Origin of the sequence: Microbacterium croceum (assembly GCF_023091245.1) — a bacterium.
In the GTDB taxonomy this organism is placed as follows: domain Bacteria; phylum Actinomycetota; class Actinomycetes; order Actinomycetales; family Microbacteriaceae; genus Microbacterium; species Microbacterium croceum.
The window spans coordinates 1,099,620-1,118,675 of sequence record NZ_JAHWXN010000001.1 but is presented as its reverse complement, the minus strand read 5'-3'; the positions used below and the strand labels follow the sequence as shown (position 1 = coordinate 1,118,675).

The 19,056-nt window shown below is 69.8% G+C and carries 12 protein-coding genes; 3 read left to right on the top strand and 9 right to left on the bottom strand.

All coding sequences use genetic code 11. The features are described 5' to 3' along the window. Window positions 1–26: 26 nt before the first annotated feature. The 5 genes from KZC51_RS05270 to KZC51_RS05250 all read right to left on the bottom strand — a co-directional run bounded on the left by KZC51_RS05270 (window position 27) and on the right by KZC51_RS05250 (window position 12,467). Entirely contained in the window at window positions 27–6,104 is a 6,078-nt protein-coding gene (locus tag KZC51_RS05270) for an Ig-like domain-containing protein (protein ID WP_247628964.1), read from the bottom strand. Between the two features lie 160 nt (window positions 6,105–6,264). Further along, the gene (locus tag KZC51_RS05265; RefSeq protein WP_247628963.1) at window positions 6,265–6,831 is read right to left on the bottom strand and encodes a DNA-3-methyladenine glycosylase I; all 567 of its coding nucleotides are present in this window, start codon (window positions 6,829–6,831) and stop codon (window positions 6,265–6,267) included. Window positions 6,832–6,897: 66 nt separating this feature from the next. Then, window positions 6,898–7,944, bottom strand: coding sequence for an NAD(P)-dependent alcohol dehydrogenase (locus KZC51_RS05260; protein ID WP_247628962.1), 1,047 nt, complete (start codon window positions 7,942–7,944; stop codon window positions 6,898–6,900). A 188-nt stretch (window positions 7,945–8,132) separates the two neighbouring features. Beyond that, the gene (locus KZC51_RS05255) at window positions 8,133–10,199 is read right to left on the bottom strand and encodes an acyl-CoA dehydrogenase family protein (RefSeq protein ID WP_247628961.1); all 2,067 of its coding nucleotides are present in this window, start codon (window positions 10,197–10,199) and stop codon (window positions 8,133–8,135) included. Window positions 10,200–10,388: 189 nt separating this feature from the next. Then, complete coding sequence (locus KZC51_RS05250; RefSeq protein WP_247628960.1) at window positions 10,389–12,467, bottom strand: RecQ family ATP-dependent DNA helicase; 2,079 nt, start codon at window positions 12,465–12,467, stop codon at window positions 10,389–10,391. Between the two features lie 306 nt (window positions 12,468–12,773). Here KZC51_RS05250 and KZC51_RS05245 point away from each other — a divergent pair, with 306 nt between their 5' ends. The 3 genes from KZC51_RS05245 to KZC51_RS05235 are packed head-to-tail and all read left to right on the top strand — an operon-like array spanning window position 12,774 to window position 15,173. Beyond that, window positions 12,774–13,109, top strand: a complete 336-nt coding sequence (locus tag KZC51_RS05245; protein ID WP_247628959.1) for a GNAT family N-acetyltransferase — start codon at window positions 12,774–12,776, stop codon at window positions 13,107–13,109. After that, window positions 13,109–14,044 (top strand): pirin family protein, encoded by a 936-nt coding sequence (locus tag KZC51_RS05240; protein WP_247628958.1) that lies wholly within the window; start codon window positions 13,109–13,111, stop codon window positions 14,042–14,044. The genes KZC51_RS05245 and KZC51_RS05240 overlap by 1 nt, the downstream gene beginning before the upstream one ends. Before the next feature lie 4 nt (window positions 14,045–14,048). Next, window positions 14,049–15,173: a DUF6226 family protein gene (locus tag KZC51_RS05235; RefSeq protein ID WP_247628957.1), complete on the top strand. Its 1,125-nt coding sequence runs from the start codon at window positions 14,049–14,051 to the stop codon at window positions 15,171–15,173. Between the two features lie 19 nt (window positions 15,174–15,192). Here the strand turns inward: KZC51_RS05235 and KZC51_RS05230 are convergent, their stop codons facing one another. Genes KZC51_RS05230 through KZC51_RS05215 form a run of 4 tightly spaced genes read right to left on the bottom strand, consistent with a single transcriptional unit; the run spans window position 15,193 to window position 18,985 of the window. Then, complete coding sequence (locus KZC51_RS05230) at window positions 15,193–16,650, bottom strand: sodium/solute symporter (RefSeq protein WP_247628956.1); 1,458 nt, start codon at window positions 16,648–16,650, stop codon at window positions 15,193–15,195. Beyond that, window positions 16,647–17,036 carry a heavy metal transporter gene (locus KZC51_RS05225; RefSeq protein ID WP_247628955.1) on the bottom strand — a complete coding sequence of 130 codons (390 nt, stop codon included), beginning with the start codon at window positions 17,034–17,036 and terminating at the stop codon, window positions 16,647–16,649. Before KZC51_RS05225 ends, KZC51_RS05230 begins: the two co-directional genes overlap by 4 nt. Next, entirely contained in the window at window positions 17,033–17,752 is a 720-nt protein-coding gene (locus KZC51_RS05220; RefSeq protein WP_247628954.1) for a LytR/AlgR family response regulator transcription factor, read from the bottom strand. Before KZC51_RS05220 ends, KZC51_RS05225 begins: the two co-directional genes overlap by 4 nt. Window positions 17,753–17,803: 51 nt before the next feature. Continuing rightward, window positions 17,804–18,985, bottom strand: a complete 1,182-nt coding sequence (locus tag KZC51_RS05215; protein WP_247628953.1) for a sensor histidine kinase — start codon at window positions 18,983–18,985, stop codon at window positions 17,804–17,806. Between the last annotated feature and the right edge of the window lie 71 nt (window positions 18,986–19,056).

Here is a 19,056-nt window from a genome sequence, read left to right as displayed (position 1 = left end):
GAGAAGAGGAGAAGGGCGACGAACCGCTACCAGTTGCTGCGTTCATAATCCGTGCCGCCGATCGTGACCCACACCTGGTAACCGCGACCGCCGTTGCCGTGGAAGCAGCCGATCTCGACCGAGCCGTTGGCCGGGATGTTCCAGCTCGAGGGGCCTGCGAAGTGCGCGCCGGCGGTAGGCGCGTTGCTGTTGCAGTAGACCTGGTACCTGCCCGCGGGGAAGTTCGAGGTGTTGATCACGAACTTCGCGCAGGTGCCGTCGGTGCACTGCCCTGGCCAGTTGCCGGGGGTGCCTCTGGTCACCCAGGCACGGGGTTGCGGCCGAGGGCTGGACTGTGCGCTGTACGTCGGGCTGACGTCCGACCAGGCACCGGTCGTGTCCTGCGCCCTGACCCGGATGTTGTGGGCCTGGTCGTAGTCGTTGCCGACGTCGGTGGAGCCGCTGATGCCGACGCCCTGCCAGCCGCCGCCGTCGATGCTGATCTGCACGTTGGCGATGTCGCGGCCGTTGGCCGAACCCGTGGCATTCCAGTTGAGGCGCACTTGGGTGGTCAGCTGCTGCGCGCCCCCCGTCGGGGTGTGCGGCTTGCCGTGCGGATTGCCCGATGCCGTGTTCGACACCGCACCGGCGTAGGTCGTGCCGTCGACCGTGGCCACTCCGCGCACCTGCACGTTGTAGTTGATGCCGTTGCTGAGACCGCCGATGACGTTGTTGGCCGGGATTCCCGTCCACCCGCCGTTGTTCAACCGGTACTGGTACGCGACCTCTCCCGCCCTGGCGCCGTTACGCGACCCCGGGTTGTAGGAGATCGTCAGCTGACGGTCCCCCTCGTTCGTCACGCGCAGGCTGGTGGGGGCACCGGGAGCGGTGACGCCACGACGCGGCGCCGACTGCGCGCTCCACTCGCCCCACCCGGCCTTGTTCTGCGCCCGGATCCGATACGTGTACGCCGACTCGGAGGTCGGCACGACCACGGCCTGGCTGGTCGCCTGGGCACCGGGCGTGACGGTGCGCACGACGTTGCCGCCCTCGAGCACCTCGAGCTGGTAGCTCTGGATCGCGTCGCCGTTCTTGTCGGGCGGCGTCCAGTTCACCTGCATCTGCGCCTGGCCGCCGACCGGCTCGAGCTCCTGTGTGGTCGGGGCCGCTGCCGCGAGCGGCGGGCCCGCCGGGATCTCCGATGCCGACCATCCGCTCCAGCTGGAGGGGTCGGGAGCGCGGTTGTGGGCCTGCACGCGCACCTGATAGTCGGACCCGTTCTCGAGGCCCTCCCACACCAGGGAGTTGCCGGTCACTTCCTTCTGCGTGATGCCGGACGGCGGCGCCGGAGAGATCTCGAGCGTGTAGCGATCGACCGGTGACCCGGGCGTCGTCGGGGTCTTCCACGCCACCTTGAGCGACTTGTCTCCGAACTCCAGGGTCGGCGGGTTGGGGGTGTCGGGGCGGGCGTCCGGACGAGCGATCTCCGAGGTGCCGGAGGGCGCGGATTCGCCGACACGGTTGGTAGCCGTCACCTGGAACGCGTACTCGACGTTGTTTGTCAGCCCGTCGAGCGTGCAGGTGGTCGACTGGCATTCCTTCGAGTAGGCGCCGCCGGTCACCGACTTCACGGTGTACTTGGTGATCTCCGCTCCGTTGTTGGTCGGGGCCGAATAGGAGATGACCACGGTGCGGTCCTGCACGCTGGTGACGGTCGGGGTACCCGGCGCCCCCGGCACGTCCTGCACGGTGACGATGATCTGGCCGTTCACCTCACGGTCGGCATCCTCGGTCGCATCCTGGATGCGGTAGCGCACCACGAGCGTGCCGACGAAGCTCTTCGCCGGGGTGATGGTGACCTCGGAGGCGGAGTTCGACACCTTGGCGTCGCCGGACTCGGTCACGGCCGAGACGATCTTCAGCGGTGTCTCGGGGAACGGATTGACGTCGTTCGCGAGCGCGGGGACCGTGATGGTCTTGCCGGCGTCGGCCTCGGAGATCGTGTCGGTGTTCGCCGCGGCCAGGTTGCGGGTCGACGCCGTCACCAGGGCGGTCACGGTTCCTTCGATCGGCTCGGTCTCGCCGTCGCTGACGCGGATCTTCAGCGTCGCCGTCGCGCCCTTCTTGGCGTTCGACGAGGCTTCGACGTACAGGCGATCGCCGTCGACTCGCGCAGAGATGCCGTTGGCATCTCCACCGATGAAGGCGTACTCGTGCTTGCCCTTGTCCTCGGGATCGGGGTCATCGGTGAGCGCGGCCAGGTCGAGCGGAACCGCGTCCTCACCCGGCGCGACGTTTACCTGTCCCTGCAGGAACGTGGGCTGCTGGTTCTCCGGCGGCAGCACGTTGATCGGGATGCTGAGCGTGGCCTTGCGGCCTTCGGGGTCGTCGGGCCCCGTGCCGTCCGTGACCTCGAAGGTCAGCGAGTCCGGTCCGAAGAACCCGTCCGCCGAGGTGTAGACGAGGGTGCTCGCGTCGAGGAGCAGATCGTCGCCGTTGGCGTGGTTCGCGGTGATCTTCGCCTTCTCGGTGATCGTCACCTCGCCCCCGCCGGCCACGGTGACGTACTTGTCGAGCGGCAGCTCCTTGGTCTCGCCGCTGACGACCTCGACCGGTTTGGTGGAACTCAGCGTCGGGCGCAGGTCGGCGCGCGATGGCACGAAGATGAACGCGGATGCCTGGAGCCCATCGGGGTCGGTGAGCGTGTAGCGGATCAGCTGCAGCTCGTCGGTGACGGTGACGCGGACCAGGCCGCCCTCGAGGAGCGTGCCGCCCTCGCCGACCTCGACGTCGAGCCTGTCCTTCGTGCCATCGGGATCCTCGTCGTTCTTGAGGATCTCGAGATCGGCCGACAAGCTGCCGTCCTTCAGATCAGCGGGCTGGAGCCGATCATCACGGGCGACAGGAGCCTTCAACGGCACCTCCTCATCGACCGTGATCTGCAGCGTCGCGGTGGCAGTGGCACCGCGGGTGTCGACCACCGTGTACTGCAGCGAGGTCTCCATCTCCTCGTTCGGAGCCTGCACCAGCACACGATCGCCGGAGACCCGGGCGGTCAGAACTTCGGGGACCTCCAGTCCGTTCTTGACGAGCTGGAGCTTGTCGCCCTCAGGGTCGGAGTCGTTGTCGAGCACGGGCACCGCGATCTCACGACCGGGGCGCACGACGACGGCATCCTTCACCGCGTACGGCGCCTGGTTGATCTGCTCGGCAGGCGCGACGCCGACGCGGATGGCCGCAGTGCCCTCCTTGCCGAGACGGTCACGGACGCGGTAGGTGAAGGCGTCGACCCCGGCAGAGCCCTCGGCGGCCTCATACGTGAAGTAGTTCGGTCCGACCTTCGTGATGCGCCCCTTGGTCGGGCTGGAGTCGAGGCCGACCAGCTCGACGGAGTCGCCGTCCGTGTCGATGCCGTCGAGCGGCACCGCGATGTTCACCTCGCTGCCCGCCAGGGCGCGAGCCGTGAGGTCCTGCGGGCGAGGAGCGGCATTCTTCTCCTCGTCGATCGGCAGGATCTGGATCGTGACGAATCCTGCGGCCTTCTGCTGACGCGAATCCACGGCCTCGTATGTGAGGTAGACGGTCTTGGCCTCGGCGCCGGCTTTGAAGCGCACCTCGTCCTGCGAGACGAAGGCCTCACCATCTTCGGGGTCGACCAGCGGCTCGATGAGATCGGGCGAGAGATGCAGCACATCGTCGCTCGGGTGGGTGTCGTTGTCGAGCACGGGAATCGTCACGACGTCGCCTGCGCGCACGGTGGCCGTGTCGGCATTGGCGGTCGGCGGCAGGATCTCGTCGGGAGCGGGGATCGGGATCACCACGACCTCGCCGTCGGCGGACTTCGATCCGTTCGAGATCCGGTAGCCGATACGCACCTCGTTCTGGAGGGCGCCCTGATCGGTGATACGCAGCGTCTCGTGGTTGAGCACCGAGACCGAGATGCCGCTCCCCGGGTCCAGCGACACGGACTGCACCACGAGGATGCCGCCGGCGGGATCGGTGTCGTTGTTGAGCACGCCCAGCAGCACGTCGCCGCCCGTGGGCAGCAGCGCCACATCGCGCACGGCCACGGGGGGCAGATCCGTCTCGGTCTCCGGCATCACATCGATGCGGACGAGCCCTTCGCCGTTCTTGGGGCCGGTGGTGACCTGGTACTGCACGTAGTAGACGCCGGGTTCCGGCGCCACGAAGGTGAAGGTCTTGTTCGCGGTGTTCGGCTGGATCGTCGCGCCGGGGGTGTCGAGCACCCGGCTCAGACGCAACGGTTCGCGGCCGGCGCTGGTGTCGTTGACCAACGGTGCGACCGTGACCTGTTCCCCGGCGCGCGTGACCACATGATCGGCGTTCGTCTTGGGGTTCGTCGATCCTTGCGGGCGCACGTCCAACGTGAGCGTCGACGTGGTCGTGAGCCCCGAGGCGTCGGCCACGACGACCTGGACCTCCTTGCGCCCCTGCAGACTCGCCGTGGCCTTGTAGGTCATCTGGCCGTCTTTGCTGAAGTCGACCTCGTCGCCCTCCGCAGGGGTGACGCTCTGCAGGTAGATGTCATCGCCGTCCGGGTCGATCCAGTCCGGAAGGATGTTGTACGAGATCGTGCCGCCGGTCTCCACCGCCAGCGCCGTCTTGCGCTTCGCCTTCGGGGCTTCGTTCTCGTCCCAGGGACGCACCGTGAGGGTCACCATCGCGGTGTCCTTGCCCTTGCGCCCGTCGTCGGCCTCATACATGAACGTGGCAGTCCCCGACGCATCCTCGTCGACCGCGATCTGGAGAGATCCGCCGTTGTTGACGGCCTGCACGGTACCGATCGACGGCTGCTTCTCGGCGAGCGCGGCGACGAGCACATCGCCGTCCGCGTCGTTGTCGTTGTCGAGCACGGGGAGCATCGTCGTGGCACCAGGGCGCACGCCGTACGAGTCGTCCTCCGCGACCGGCGGGGTGTTGATCTCGCTGCGCTCCGGGAGCGTGGTCTCCACCGTCTCCTCGGTCGAGTCGTCCTCGTTCTCGGTCTCTCCGTCGGGAGGGGTCAGATCATTCCAGTTGTCGACGCGCTGCAGACTGTCATCCGCCATCCAGGCCGCGCCGCCGACGGCGTCGTTCAGGATGATGACATCGCGGTTGACGCGGAAGACCAGGCTCGCCGCTTCCTCGGCACCGTCGACCACGGCGTTCACGTCGTTGGCACTTCCGGGGCATTCGCGGACGAACTTCGCCGAGCCTGCCCATGCACCGTACGTGCAGCCGCGCAGCCAGACCGGAGCGGCAGCGGTGCCGTTCGCCCCGACGGCCGTCTCGGTCGCCTCGCTGCCGTCGAGCGGCACCTCGAGCAGCGTCGAAGCCGTGGCGACGGCCACGGCATCCGTCTCCGCCGATGCCTGCTGGAGCACCGCATCTGCGGCACCGTCGATCTCGGTGCGGAACCCGCCGGGCGTCATCACGACTCCCGCAGCGGCGTCGAGCACGATCGGTGTGCGTCCGACCGCGGTGATCGTGGGGCGCAGGGCGGTGTCGATCTCGCCGACCGACGCCGTGGAGGGCTCGCCCGCCTCACCCTCGTTGTCGACAGGAACCGTGACGACCTCTCCCCGCTCGGCCGACAGCGCGAACACGGTGCCGTCACCCGCGACGACCACGTCGGCGTTCTCACCGAGCTCTGCGAGCGGTTCGGTCGCCTCGATCTCGAACCCGGCGATGCCCGCTACCGGCACGACCCAGAGGTCTCCGGACTTCTCATCGAGGACGGCGGCCGTGCGGTTGCCGAGTGCGACCTTCGCGGTCGTGGGGATCGCGGCGGAATCGCCGAGTGAGATGCGTGCGGGGTCCACGGTGGTGACAGTGGAGGCGCTGTCGTCGACGACGAGGACGGTGGACGCCGCCTGGAGGATGTCGTAGTTCTCGCCGGTCGTTCGCAATCCCCCGTCGAGGACGGTGGACTCATGGTTGAAGTGGCCCACGAGCAGGCTCGACGTCTTGGTGATCCAGACACCGCCGTCGTTCAGGTCGACCTTGGTCGTCGGGAAGCCCTCGTAGGTGAACGCCATGGTCGTGATGGCGATCACGCCCACGGTGACGCCCGCGGCCGATGCCAGCGTCTTGGGTCGCGCGCGCATCCATGACAGTGCCTTCATACCCGGTTCCCCCCCCAGGGTCGAACTACCGACTCTCACCACCAGCCGAAAGCCCGCGGCGTACCGGTCTATCCTAACCGCGCTGTGGTAATGCTCTCGATGGGGAGAAGTGCCCATCGAGGCGTCCCCCAAGGCAGGGGATCCGACCGCATCCGGGCGATCAGCCTCGCCAGCAGCCCTGGATGTGGTCGTCGACCATTCCGGCCGACTGCATCAGGGCGTACATCGTGGTGGGCCCGACGAAACGGAACCCCCGGCGCCGCAGCTCCTTGCTCATCGCGGTCGACTCGGGCGTGACCGCAGGCACCTCCCCCATCGTCGCGGGCCGGGACGCTGCCGGAGGGGCGAACGACCACATCAGGGCGTCGAGCTCTCCCTCGGCCATGCCCCGGACGATCTGCGCATTGCCGATCGTCGCCTCGATCTTGGCGCGGTTGCGGACGATCCCCGCATCACCCATCAGACGCTCCACGTCGCCCTCGTCGAACTCGGCGACGGCCTCGGGCTCGAATCCGCAGAACACCTCTCGGAAGTGGGGGCGCTTGCGCAGGATCGTGATCCACGACAGCCCCGCCTGGAAGCCCTCGAGCGCCATCTTCTCGAACAGCGCACGGTCGCCGTGCAGCGGGGTGCCCCACTCCTCGTCGTGGTAGCGGCGGTACTCGGCATCGTCGCCGACCCACGCGCAGCGAGCGCGTTCGTCGGGACCGGTGATCACGGAGGTCATACGCTCAGGCTATCCGCCGGGACGGACATCGCGTCCGCTCCTGGCGGGTGGCCGCGCGCCCGGAGGTCACTCGCTGATGGTCGCGGCGTCGATCACGAAGCGGTACCGGACGTCCGACGCGAGCACCCGCTCGTAGGCGTCGTTGATGCCGGACGCGGAGATGACCTCGATCTCGGACGCGATGCCGTGCTCGGCGCAGAAATCGAGCATCTCCTGGGTCTCCGCGATCCCGCCGATGTTCGACCCCGCCAGCGACCGGCGTCCGCCGATCAGCGAAGAGACCCCCACCGCGAGCGGCTCGGCCGGCGCACCGACGCAGATCATCGTGCCGTCGACGTCGAGCAGGCTCAGGTAGGAGCGCATGTCGAGCACGGCGCTCACGGTGTTCAGGATCACGTCGAACGAGGACCTCAGCTCGCGGAACGTCGCGCGGTCGCTCGTGGCGAAGTACCGATCGGCACCGAGGCGGAGACCGTCGTCCTGCTTGCTGAGGGTCTGCGAGAGCACCGTCACCTCGGCACCGAGTGCATGGGCGATCTGCACGCCCATGTGCCCCAGGCCCCCGAGACCGACGACCGCGACGCGGGTGCCCGGCCCGACGTTCCAGTGCCGCAGCGGCGAGTACGTGGTGATGCCGGCGCACAGCAGCGGCGCGGCGGCGTCGAGTGGGAGCGCATCGGGGATCCGCAGCACGAAGGCCTCGGTCACGACGACCTGCTCGGAGTAGCCGCCCTGCGTGATGGTGCCGTCACGGTCGGTGCCGCCGTAGGTCATCACGGCGCCCTCGACGCAGAACTGCTCGAGTCCGCGCGCGCAGTTGCGGCACCGACCGCAGGAGTTCACCATGCAGCCGACGCCGACCCGGTCGCCGATCGCAAACGACGACACCTCGGCGCCGACCGCTGCGACAGTACCCGTGATCTCGTGTCCCGGCGCGAGCGGGTAGCTCTGCGGACCCCAGTCGCCGCGGACGGTGTGGATGTCGGAGTGGCAGATGCCGGCGAACGCGATGTCGATCAGGACGTCTCGCGGGCCGAGGTCCCGACGCTCGATCGTGGTGCGCTCCAGCGGTGCAGCCTCGCTCGGTGCGGCGTAGGCGTGGACAGTGCTCATGCGGGTGCTCCTCTTGTCGATCCTGCGCCGCAGCCGGCGCCTGCACGACGCTACACCGCGCGGCTCTGCGCAGGAGCCCGGTGCTTCACAGCTCAGGACATCCGCGCCCGCGCGCACGACATCCCGCCGGAATCCGTGGATCGAGCTGTGGATTCGGGCGGGATGTCCTGAGTTGTGAACGACCGCGGTCAGCGCTTCCGCTTCTTGAGCGCCTTCTCCTGGATCGGAGCGTTGCCGGAGGCCGCGAGGTCGGCGTAGTACGCGCGGGCCTCGTCCTGACGCTCCTGCTCGGCACCGGAGGCGATGGGTGCACGCACATGCTCGGGCTCGTAGCCGAAGGCCTTCACGAGGTCGAGCGCGTGCGGGCGCAGACGGGCGCAGAGGCGGTCGATGTAGCTCGACACCGCCGCGGCGCGCTGCGTCGACAGCCGTCCGTTGATGAGGTGCCAAGCCAGGTGCTTCTCGATCAGCTGCAGACCGAACAGGTCGCGCAGCCAGGTGAGCACCTGCTTGCTCTCGCCGTCTTCCATGCCGTGGATGGCGTCGGTGAACGCCTCCCACTGCAGCAGCTCCCCGTGCGCACGAGCAGCCTCGATGAGCTCGGCCTGGTTCTCGTTGAACAGCCGGGCGCCGAGCGATTTGTCCTTCGCGCCGGCACGCAGGCGACCGGCGATGTCGGCGACCATCTGCTGCACGCGGTCGGCGAGCAGTTCATGCTGCTGCCCCTCACGCAGACCGTTCTCGACCGAGCGCGAGACCTGACCGAAATCGGCGACCGCCTGCCCGAACTGACGCAGGCCGGCTCCGTGGAACACCTTGCCCGCGGTCTGCCCGACCGCGAACTTGGCGAGCGCAGCCGCATCCTTGCCACGGAACTGGTTCGCGTAGTCGGTGAGCAGCCGCTTGCCCACCAGCTGCAGCAGCACGTTGTTGTCACCCTCGAACGTGACGTAGATGTCGAGGTCGGCGCGCAGGCCCACCAGACGGTTCTCGAACATGAAGCCGGCGCCGCCGCAGGCCTCACGCGCCTCCTGCAGCGTGTCGAGCGCATGCCAGGTCGACAACGGCTTGAGCGCGGCCGCGAGCGTCTCGAGATCCTCACGGTCGGCCGGAGTGTCGGTGCGGCCGGAGAAGACGCCGTCGAACTTCTGCAGGAACTCGTCGTGCGCGAAGATCTGGGCGTAGGTGGTCGCGAGCCGCGGGAGCAGGCGGCGCTGGTGCTTGCCGTAGTCGAGCAGCACGACCTCTTCGCCGTCGGCGCCGTCGAACTGGCGGCGCTGGGTGGCGTAGGTGATCGCGATGTCGAGCCCGAGAGCGGATGCCCACGAGGCGGCACCGTCGAGCGAGACGCGCCCCTGAACCAGGGTGCCGAGCATCGTGAAGAAGCGGCGCCCAGGACTGTCGATCGCGCTGGAGTAGGTGCCGTCGGGAGCGACGTCCCCGTAGCGGTTGAGCAGGTTGGTGCGAGGGATGCGGACGTGGTCGAACGACAGACGCCCGTTGTCGATGCCGTTCAGGCCGCCCTTCAGGCCGTCATCCTCACGGCCGATTCCGGGCAGGTCGACGCCGTCTTCACCGCGCAGCGGCACGTAGAAGCAGTGCACGCCGTGGCTCACGCCGTTGGTGATCAGCTGCGCGAACACCGTCGCCGCGATGCCGTGCAGGGCCGCATTGCCGAGGTACTCCTTCGTCGCCCCGCGGAAGGGGGTGTGGATGACGAATTCCTCTGTCTCGGGGTCATAGGTCGCGGTGGTGCCGGCGGATGCCACGTCGGATCCGTGTCCGATCTCGGTCATCGCGAAGGCACCGGGGATCGAAAGGTCCATCACTCCGGGCAGCCACTTCTCGTGGTGCTCCCTGGTGCCGAGCTGCAGGATCGCGGAGCCGAACAGGCCCCACTGCACACCCGACTTGATCTGCAGGCTCGGGTCGGCCACGACCAGCTCCTCGAAACCGGCGATGTTGGCGCCGTTGTCCTCCTCACCGCCGAGCCACTTCGGGAAGGCGCGGTGCACGGCCTTGTTGTCGACCAGAAGGTGGAGCTGGCTCAGCACGCGCTCGCGGTGCTCGTCCTTGCCGAGCTCGTCCTGACGCCAGAACGCGGAGTCCTTGATCATCTCGCGGGCCTGGCGGCGGGTGTCGCCCCAGGTGCCCATCAGGAGATCGTTGACCTTCGCCACGTCGATGTGCGGCGTGTGCGGAGCATCGTTCGACGGGGTGGGTGTCGCGGAAGAACGGACAGCGGCGTCGACCATGGGCATTCCTCTCGAAGAGAAGCAGGGATGCCCCCATGGTAGGTCTGCGACAAACCAGGGCGAAGTCACCTGTCCGCATCCTCTAACGCCATCCCGCCGCGCCCCCGCCCTGCGTTGTCGCCAGGCGACAGGATGCCCGTCCCTCGCCGGTGTCGACCCCGCGTGAGGGGTCTGATCCGGGGGGGCGACTCAGTTCGCGGCGATCACCGCGATCACGCCGTCACCGTAGGCCTCGCGCTTCTTCGCCCCGATGCCGGTGATGCCGTCGAGGTCGGCGAGGGATGCCGGACGATGCTCGGCCAGCGCACGCAGTGTCGCATCGCCGAACACGATGTAGGCGGGCACGCCCTGCTCGCGCGCGGTCTCGGCGCGCCACACGCGCAGCGCCTCGAACAGCGACCGGTCGCCCTCGGCGAGCGCATCGGCGGCCGAGGCTTTGCGGGCGCGCGACGGGGTGCTCGGACGACCGATCGTGTCCTTGCGCAGGGGCACGGGAGTCTCACCGCGCAGCACTCCGGCCGCCAGCTCGCCGGGCGCGAGGGTGCCGTAGTCGCCCTGGGCGACGAGGATGCCGCGGGCCAGCAACTGCCGCACGACGCTGCGCCAGTCCTGATCGGAGAGGTCGGCGCCGATGCCGTAGGTGGCGAGCGTGTCGTGCCCCTGCTGGCGGATGCGCTCGGTCGACGCCCCGCGCAGGATGTCGATCAGGTGCCCGGCGCCGAAGGACTGATTGCGCTCGCGCTTCAGACGCACGATCGTCGACAGCAGCTTCTGGGCGGGCACGAGCCCGTCGAAGGTCGCCGTGTCTTCCAGGCACGTGTCGCAGTTGCCGCACGGCTGCGACTCCTGGCCGAAGTAGCCGAGCAGGTTCTGCCGACGGCACTCCACCGTCTCGCACAGGGCGAGCATCGCGTCGAGGTGCTGCCCCATCCGCATCTTGAACGTGCGGTCGCCGGGGCTCTGGTCGATGAGGCGGCGCTGCTGCACGACATCGCCGAGTCCGTAGGCCATCCAGGCGATCGACGGCTCACCGTCGCGGCCGGCGCGACCGGTCTCCTGGTAGTAGCCCTCGACGGACTTCGGGAGGTCGATGTGCGCCACGAACCGCACGTCGGGCTTGTCGATGCCCATGCCGAACGCGATGGTGGCGACCATCACGATGCCGTCTTCGCGGAGGAACCGCGCCTGATTCGCGGCACGGACCTCGGCCGGAAGACCCGCGTGATACGGCAGCGCGTCGAACCCCTGGGCGACGAGATAGCTCGCCGTCTGCTCGACCGACTTGCGGCTGAGGGCGTAGACGATGCCGCACGGCGCGGTCGCAGAGCTTGTCGACTGGGTGCCCGAGCCTGGGTTCCTGAGCTTGTCGAAGGGCGAAGGGCCCTGCGAGCGGATGAAGGCGACGAGCTGCTTGCGCGGATCGACCTTGGGCACGATGCGGTACTGGATGTTCGGGCGGTCGAAGCTCGCCACGAAGTGCTTCGCATCGCCGAGACGCAGGCGCTCGGTCATCTCCTGGTGCGTGGCGCGGGTCGCGGTCGCAGTGAGGGCCATGCGCGGGACACCGGGGAAGCGCTCCCCCAGGTCGCCGAGCATCAGGTAGTCGGGACGGAAGTCGTGGCCCCACTGCGACACGCAGTGCGCCTCGTCGATCGCGATCACGCTGAGCGTTCCGCGCTGCAGCAGCGCCGTGGTCGACGCGTTCGACAACCGCTCCGGAGCGACATAGATCAGATCGAGCTCGCCGGAGAGGTAGGCGCGCTCGACTTCGGCGCGCTCCTGCGAGGATTGCGTCGAGTTCAGATACGCGGCCTTCACACCGTTGGCTCGCAGCGCGTCGACCTGGTCGTGCATCAAGGCGATGAGCGGGCTGATCACGAGCCCCGTGCCTTCGCGCACGAGTGCCGGCACCTGGAACGTGATGCTCTTGCCCGCGCCGGTGGGCATGAGCACGATGGCATCGCCGCCGCCGATCACCTGGTCGACGATGGCGGCCTGCTCGCCACGGAACTCGTCGTAGCCGAAGACCGTGTGCAGCGCCTCGCGAGCCGTGGCGTAGCGACTCGGGGTCGCCCGACGGGTCGCGGAGGTGACGGGCGGCGCGACCAGGGTCGCAGGTCCTGGACCCCAGTCGAGGGGAGGTTCGTACCCGGCACCCTGTGGTTCCCAGTCCATCGGCTCCGGCGGCGCGGACGACTCCCAGCCGTCGTCGTAGGGCTCATCGGCGTACGGCAGATCCGCGTACGGGTCACGGGGAGTCTGCGGCATCCCTCCAGCGTAACGACCCTCACCGACCTCACTCCCCTCCGCCGGGTGAGGGGTCAGGACACGCCGCGCCCGACCCTCGCGCAACGGCGTGTCTTGACCCCTCACCGGAAGCGCCTCACCGGCCGGGCGGACACAGCCCGGACACCCTCGCTGCGGCATCCGCTCGGGTGAAGGGTCAGGACACGCCGCGCCCGACCCTTGCGCAACGGCGTGTCTTGACCCCTCATCGTCAGGGAGCCCCGGAGGAACACGACCGGGTCACGCCCGCCGGGCGTAGGTTGGACGAAGACGCCAGAAGGAGCCCCGATGACCGACATCACCGTCACCCGCAACGACGACGCATCGCGCTACGAGATCCGCTCCGACGGCACGCTCGCGGGCTTCGCGGAGTACGACCTGCGCCCCGGCTCGATCCGCTTCACCCACACCGAGGTCGATCCCGCCTTCCAGGGGCAGGGGCTCGCGGGCAGACTGGCCGCTGCCGCGCTCGCCGACGCCGCGGCATCCGGAGACGCGATCGTGCCGCTGTGCCCCTACATCGCCCGCTACCTCGAGACGCACGAGATCCCCGGCGCCGAGATCCGCTGGCCGCGCACGCCGGGTGCCGTCGCCGACGGCAGCGCCGAGGCCGCAGGCGCGTGATGATCGGCCCGCACCGGCTCGTGCTCGAGCCCCGCGAGGTGCCGCTGGGCGGAGTCCGCGGCATGACGGTCCTGCGCGCGCTGCCGCACCGCAACCTGCCGACGATCGGGGCCTGGTGCTTCCTCGACCGCTTCGGCCCCGCCGAGACGCGCATGCGTGTGGAGCCGCATCCGCACATCGGGCTGCAGACCGTGACCTGGCCGCTGGTCGGAGAGATCCGGCACCGCGACTCGCTCGGCAGCGACGCCGACCTGCGCCGCGGGCAGTTGAACCTGATGACGGCCGGGAACGGCATCTCGCACTCGGAATACTCGATCGGCGATGATCCGATCGCCCTCGATGCACTGCAGTTCTGGGTCGTGCTGCCGGAGTCCGCCCGCCACGGCGCCGCGGGCTTCGAGCGGCACGTCGACCTTCCCGGCCTGACGCTGCCCGCCGACGACGGCACGGATGCCGACGCCACGGTCGTGCTCGGAGAGTTCGCCGGCGTCTCCTCACCCGCGACCGTGCACACGCCGATCGTCGGCGCCGAGATCGTGGTTCCCGCGGGGTCGCGCGTGCGACTGCCGCTGCGGCCGGAGTGGGAGCACGCCGTGATGCTCGTCGAGGGCGATGTGGTGGTGGCGGAGCATCCGATGCCCCGCAACGAGCTGCTCTACCTGGGCGACTCGCGCCACGAGGTCGAGGTGTCGTCGGCCGCTGGCGCGCTGCTGTTCCTGCTCGGCGGCGAGCCGTTCGAGGACGAGATCGTGATGTGGTGGAACTTCGCCGGACGCACGCACGACGAGATCGCCGCCGCTCGTGCGGACTGGGAGGCCGAGTCGTCCGCCGGTGCCGCGCCGACACGGTTCGGCGCTGTCGACGGTCACGAGGTGCGCATCCCCGCCCCGCCCCTGCCCGATGTGCGGCTGATGCCCCGCGGACGGCGGATCTGACCCGATGACGACGCCCGACCTCTTCCCCGGCATCCTGGCGCCGATGCCGGATGCCGCCGCATCCGCCATCCTGATCTGGCCGGGCGCCGACCCGGGCGCTCCCCCGCGGTTCGTGGACGGGATCGGCCCTTTCGTGGCCTTCGCACGCGACGCCGGCGCCGACCCGGCCGTCCTCGCCGCCGACCTCTTCGCGCTGTGGGATTTCGTCGCCGCGCACGCCGGCCTCCTCGCATCCGCGGAGACGGCGGATGCGGCGGCGCGGTTCCTGGGGAACGCGATCGCCGTGGTGCATCCGGCGGCGACCTGGCACATGACGAGCGAGCCCGAGGTGGGCACCTCGACGATGTCGATCCCCGTGGCGGGGCTGCTGCGGACGATCGTGGAGCACCCCGAGCATCGCGAGCCGTTCCGGGAGATGCTCGCCTCCTGGCCGCAGACCGACCGCGATGATCAGGAGCTCGCGGCTCTCGCGCACGACGACGTCGCCATCGACCTCGTGGTCGCACCGGCGCCGTTCACCCGCCCTGCGCTCTCGATCCCGGAGTTCGTCGATGACGACGGCCACGTCATCGACTACGGGTCCCGCTGGGCCGGCGGCTCTCCGCCGGAGGACGCCTACTCGCGCACCTCGCATCTCGAGCGCTTCGCGCCGGTGCTGACCGTCGTCGACGCGCTGGTCGACCATCTCGAGCGCTGGTACGTCGTCGACGTCGACCGTCGGGTCGACGCGCAGGGGACGCGCGTCTTCCGCCTGCGGCCGACGACGGGAGCAGCGATCACGATCACCGCGACGGCCGAATCGGTCGACATCGAGGCCGGAGCCCTGTTCCACGACATCGCCCCCGGCTGCACCTGCGATGCCTGCGACGAGTCCGCCGTGACCGTGGCCGATCACATCGAGGAGACTCTGCTCTCGATCGCCGCCGGCGGGCTGCAGGAGGTGTTCCCCGTCGGTCAGCGGCGCTGGCTGCACACGCGGATCCGCACTCCGGACGGCGGGGGACGCTCGAGCGGCGGAGAACCAGAGCCGTCGGTCCCGCCGGAGCGTCTGGACGCGGCCTCGGAGATCCTCGCGGGCCTTCCCGGGGGCTGGTGGCCGTCCTGGTCGCTGCGCGCTCCCCGCAGCTGAATGCGGCGCTCCGTCCCGCTCAGGCGCGATCGGGCGTGTGCAGACGCGCGAGGAACCGGTCGGTGCGCGGCGACGCCCCGCGCGGATCGAGCAGTGAGACGGCGACCGTGACCACGGTGGCGAGCGGGATGGTCCAGGCCGCCGGCTGCGCGAGGTAGGGCGCGGCCACCCCGACGCCGTCGACCGCGGCGTGCACGAGCAGCGCGAGCCCGGCCGCGAGGCCGCCGGACACCATGCCGGCCACGGCCCCGCGGGCCGTCAGCCCCCGCCACCAGACGCCGAGCAGCACGACCGGGGACAGGGTGGATGCCGCGATGACGAAGACCACGCCGACGCTCGATCCGAGCCCGGCCGGAGCCGTGAGCAGCGCGACCGCGAGCGGCACCAGTGCGCAGAGCACCGCCGAGAGCCGGAACGAACGCACGGAGCCGGAGAACACGTCCTGGCTGATCACTCCCGCGAGCGAGACCACGAGCCCGGCCGAGGTGGCCAGGAACGCCGCGAAGGCCCCGGCCACGATCAGTGCCGTCAGCAGCTCGCCGAAGACACCGGGGAACACCCGCGAGGGCAGCAGCAGCACCACCGTGTCGGCGACGCCCGGCACGGCGAGGTCGGGCGCCGCGATGCGCGCCAGCAGGCCCATCGTGCTCGACACCGCGTAGAACGCGCTCACCATCGCGATCACGATCACGGTCGTGCGACGAGCGGATGCCCCGGTCGGGCTCGTGTAGAACCGCACCAGCACATGCGGCAGGCCCATGGTGCCCAGCAGCAGCGCGAGCAGGAGCGATGCCGATTCGTACGCGTCGAAGCCGGATGGCCCTGCCTCCGCCGGGAACACCAGCGCGGGGTCGAAGTCGTGCGGACCGCTGCTGAGCGCGAAGGCGATGAGAACGACCGGCACCAGCAACGCCGTGAGCTTGAGCCAGTACTGGAAGGCCTGCACATAGGTGATCGCGCGCATGCCCCCGGCCGCGACGGATGCCGCCACGAGCACTGCGACCGTCACCGCCCCCACCCACTCCGGCAGTCCAGCGACCACGACCAGGGTGATGCCGGCGCCGTGCAGCTGCGGCACGATGTACAGCCAGCCGATGATGAGCACGGCCAGGCTCGTGACCCGCCGCGCCGCGCTCGACTCGAGCCGCGCCTCCATGAAGTCGGGGATCGTGTACGCGCCGCTGCGGCGCAGGGGCGCGGCGACGAACACCAGCACCAGGAGGTAGCCGGCGGCATACCCGATCGGGAACCAGAAGCCGCGGGCGCCGTCGAGCAGCACCAGTCCGGAGAGGCCGAGGAACGTGCCGGCCGAGAGGTACTCGCCGCTGATCGCCGAGGCGTTCCACACCGGCCGCACGGTGCGAGAGGCGACGAAGAAGTCGCCGGTCGTGCGCGAGACCTTCAAACCGTAGACGCCGATGAGCAGCGTCGCGATGATCACGAGCGCCACGCCGGCCAGGTCCATGACCGCGTTCATTCGCGATCCCGCAGGGCGCGGTACCGCCGCTCGTTCCGCGCAGCGGTGCGGGCGTACAGGATCGCGAAGACGAGGATGACCGGGTAGAACGCGTACGCCTGCAGCAGCCACGACAGCGGCACGTCCCAGAGCGTCATCCGGTCCATCTCGGGGATCAGCGCGATCGCCAGCGCCATGGCCACCACGACCAGCACGAAGCCCGCGATGGTGCCGAGCGCCAGCCGCAGCTGACTGCGCAGGAGGGCACGGGCGTAGACGGCATCCGCTTCATCCGCCGGGGCTCCGGGGAGGGCGATCCCCCGCGTGAGAGCCGCGGGTCTCCGCGGCGGAAGGTCGGCGGTCACGCGCACGCGCTTGGGCACGTCGCGCTGGGGGACGTCGTTCATGCCGGGCTCTCCCCGCGCAGCAGCGCGTCGCGCACGGTCGGCACCAGACGACGGCTGACGGGCAGGGCGATCGCGCCGACCGAGACCGACGGCTCCGCTCCCGACAGCCGCACCTCGGTCACGGCGGCACTGCGCACCATCCAGGAGCGGTGGATGCGGAGGAAGCCGGCGTCCGTCCACCGCGCTTCGAGCTCGGAGATCGGGATGCGCACCAGGTGCCCGGAGCCGTCGTCGGTGTGCAGCCGCGAGTAGTCGCCCTGGGCTTGCACCCAGCGCACGTCGCGCCGGTGCACGAAGCGCACGGCGGAGCCCACGGTGACGGGGATCGCCTCCTCATCACCGGAGACGGCGGTCTCGCCGAGCTCGACCACACGATCGATCGCCCGACGCAGGCGCTCCGCGCGCACCGGCTTGAGCAGGTAATCCGCCGCGCGCAGCTCGAATGCCTCCACGGCGCGAGCCTCGTCGGCGGTGACGAACACCACGGCCGGCGGCTCGGCGAGGGAGAGGAAGGCACGCGCGAGCTCGGTGCCGAGCAGCCCCGGCATGTGGATGTCGAGGAAGGCGATCCGCACCACGCGCTCCGACAGCCGGCGCAGGGCATCCGCTCCGCTGCTCGCCGTGAGGATGTCGCCGATGCGGTCATCGCCGCGCAGCAGGTGCACGAGCTCGTCGAGGGCGGGCTGCTCGTCGTCGGCGACGAGGACGTCGATCATGAGCGCACCCCACTCGTCGTCCGAAGGATCTCCGTCGTCGTCTGGAGCATCTCAGTCGTTGTCCGGATCATTCAGCGGCTGCGACTTCGGCACCCGCATGCGCACCAGGGTACCCGCGCCGGTGTTGGTCTCGACGACCAGTCCCCCGTCGGTGCCGTACAGCTGCCGCAGCCGCGTGTCGACGTTGCGCAGGCCCACGTGCACGCCGTCGTCGCCTGCGGTGAGCACCGCTCGCAGGCCCTCCGGGTCCATCCCGATGCCGTCGTCCTCGACCGTGATCTCGGTGTGGGTGCCGTCGTCGCGCGAGGAGATGCGGATCTCGCCTCCCCCTTCGCCCGGCTCGAGCCCGTGCCGCACCGCGTTCTCGACGAGCGGCTGCACCGAGAGGAACGGGATGACGGTGGCCAGGGTCTCCGGCGCGATCTGCAGAGTCACGCGCAGCCGCTCACCGAACCGCGCGCGCTCGAGTTCGAGATACGAGTGGATGCTGCCGAGCTCCTCCGCGAGGGTCGTGAACTCCCCTTGGCGACGGAAGGAGTAGCGCGTGAAGTCGGCGAACTCGAGCACGAGTTCGCGCGCGCGGGCGGGGTCGGTGAGGATGAACGAGGCGATCGCGGTGAGGGCGTTGTAGATGAAGTGCGGAGAGATCTGGGCACGCAGCGAGCGCAGCTCCGCCTCCGCCAGCTGGGTGCGTGACGCGTCGAGTCCGCCGAGCTCGACCTGAGCGGCACACCAGTCGGCGACCTCTTCGGCCGCCCGCACGAGGGCCGCGCGCACGGGCGCCGCGAACGCGACGACGACGCCGATCACCCGCCCGTCGACCAGGATCGGTGCGCCGACGCCTTCCAGGTGGTCGTGATCCCCGGACGCGGGGAAGACCTGCCGGCGCCCCGACGCTCTGACCCGCTCGGCGATGCGCACGGCGCTGGGCTCCAGGCCGTCGGAGGCGCCGTCGAACGCGACGGCATCATCGTCGCCGACGATCGCGACGGCCGTGCTGCCGAGCAGCACCCGCAGATGCCGTGCCGCCTTCACGACCTCGGGCGTCGAGAGCCCTCCGCGCAGGTGCGGCGCCGCCAGGCTCGCGTGGTGCAGAGCCCGCAGCGCGGCCTGCTCCGCGTCGCTGCCCAGATCCGCCGCCCCGCGCGCGAGACGCCGTGCGAGCAGCAGCAGCACCGTCAGCACGATGCCGCCGAGCACGCCCAGCACGGCGGCGAGAACGACGTCGGTCATGGGTTCAGCCTAGATTCCGTTCGGGTAGCCCTGAAGTTCTGCGGCCCCGCGCAGGTTCTGCGGCCAGACAG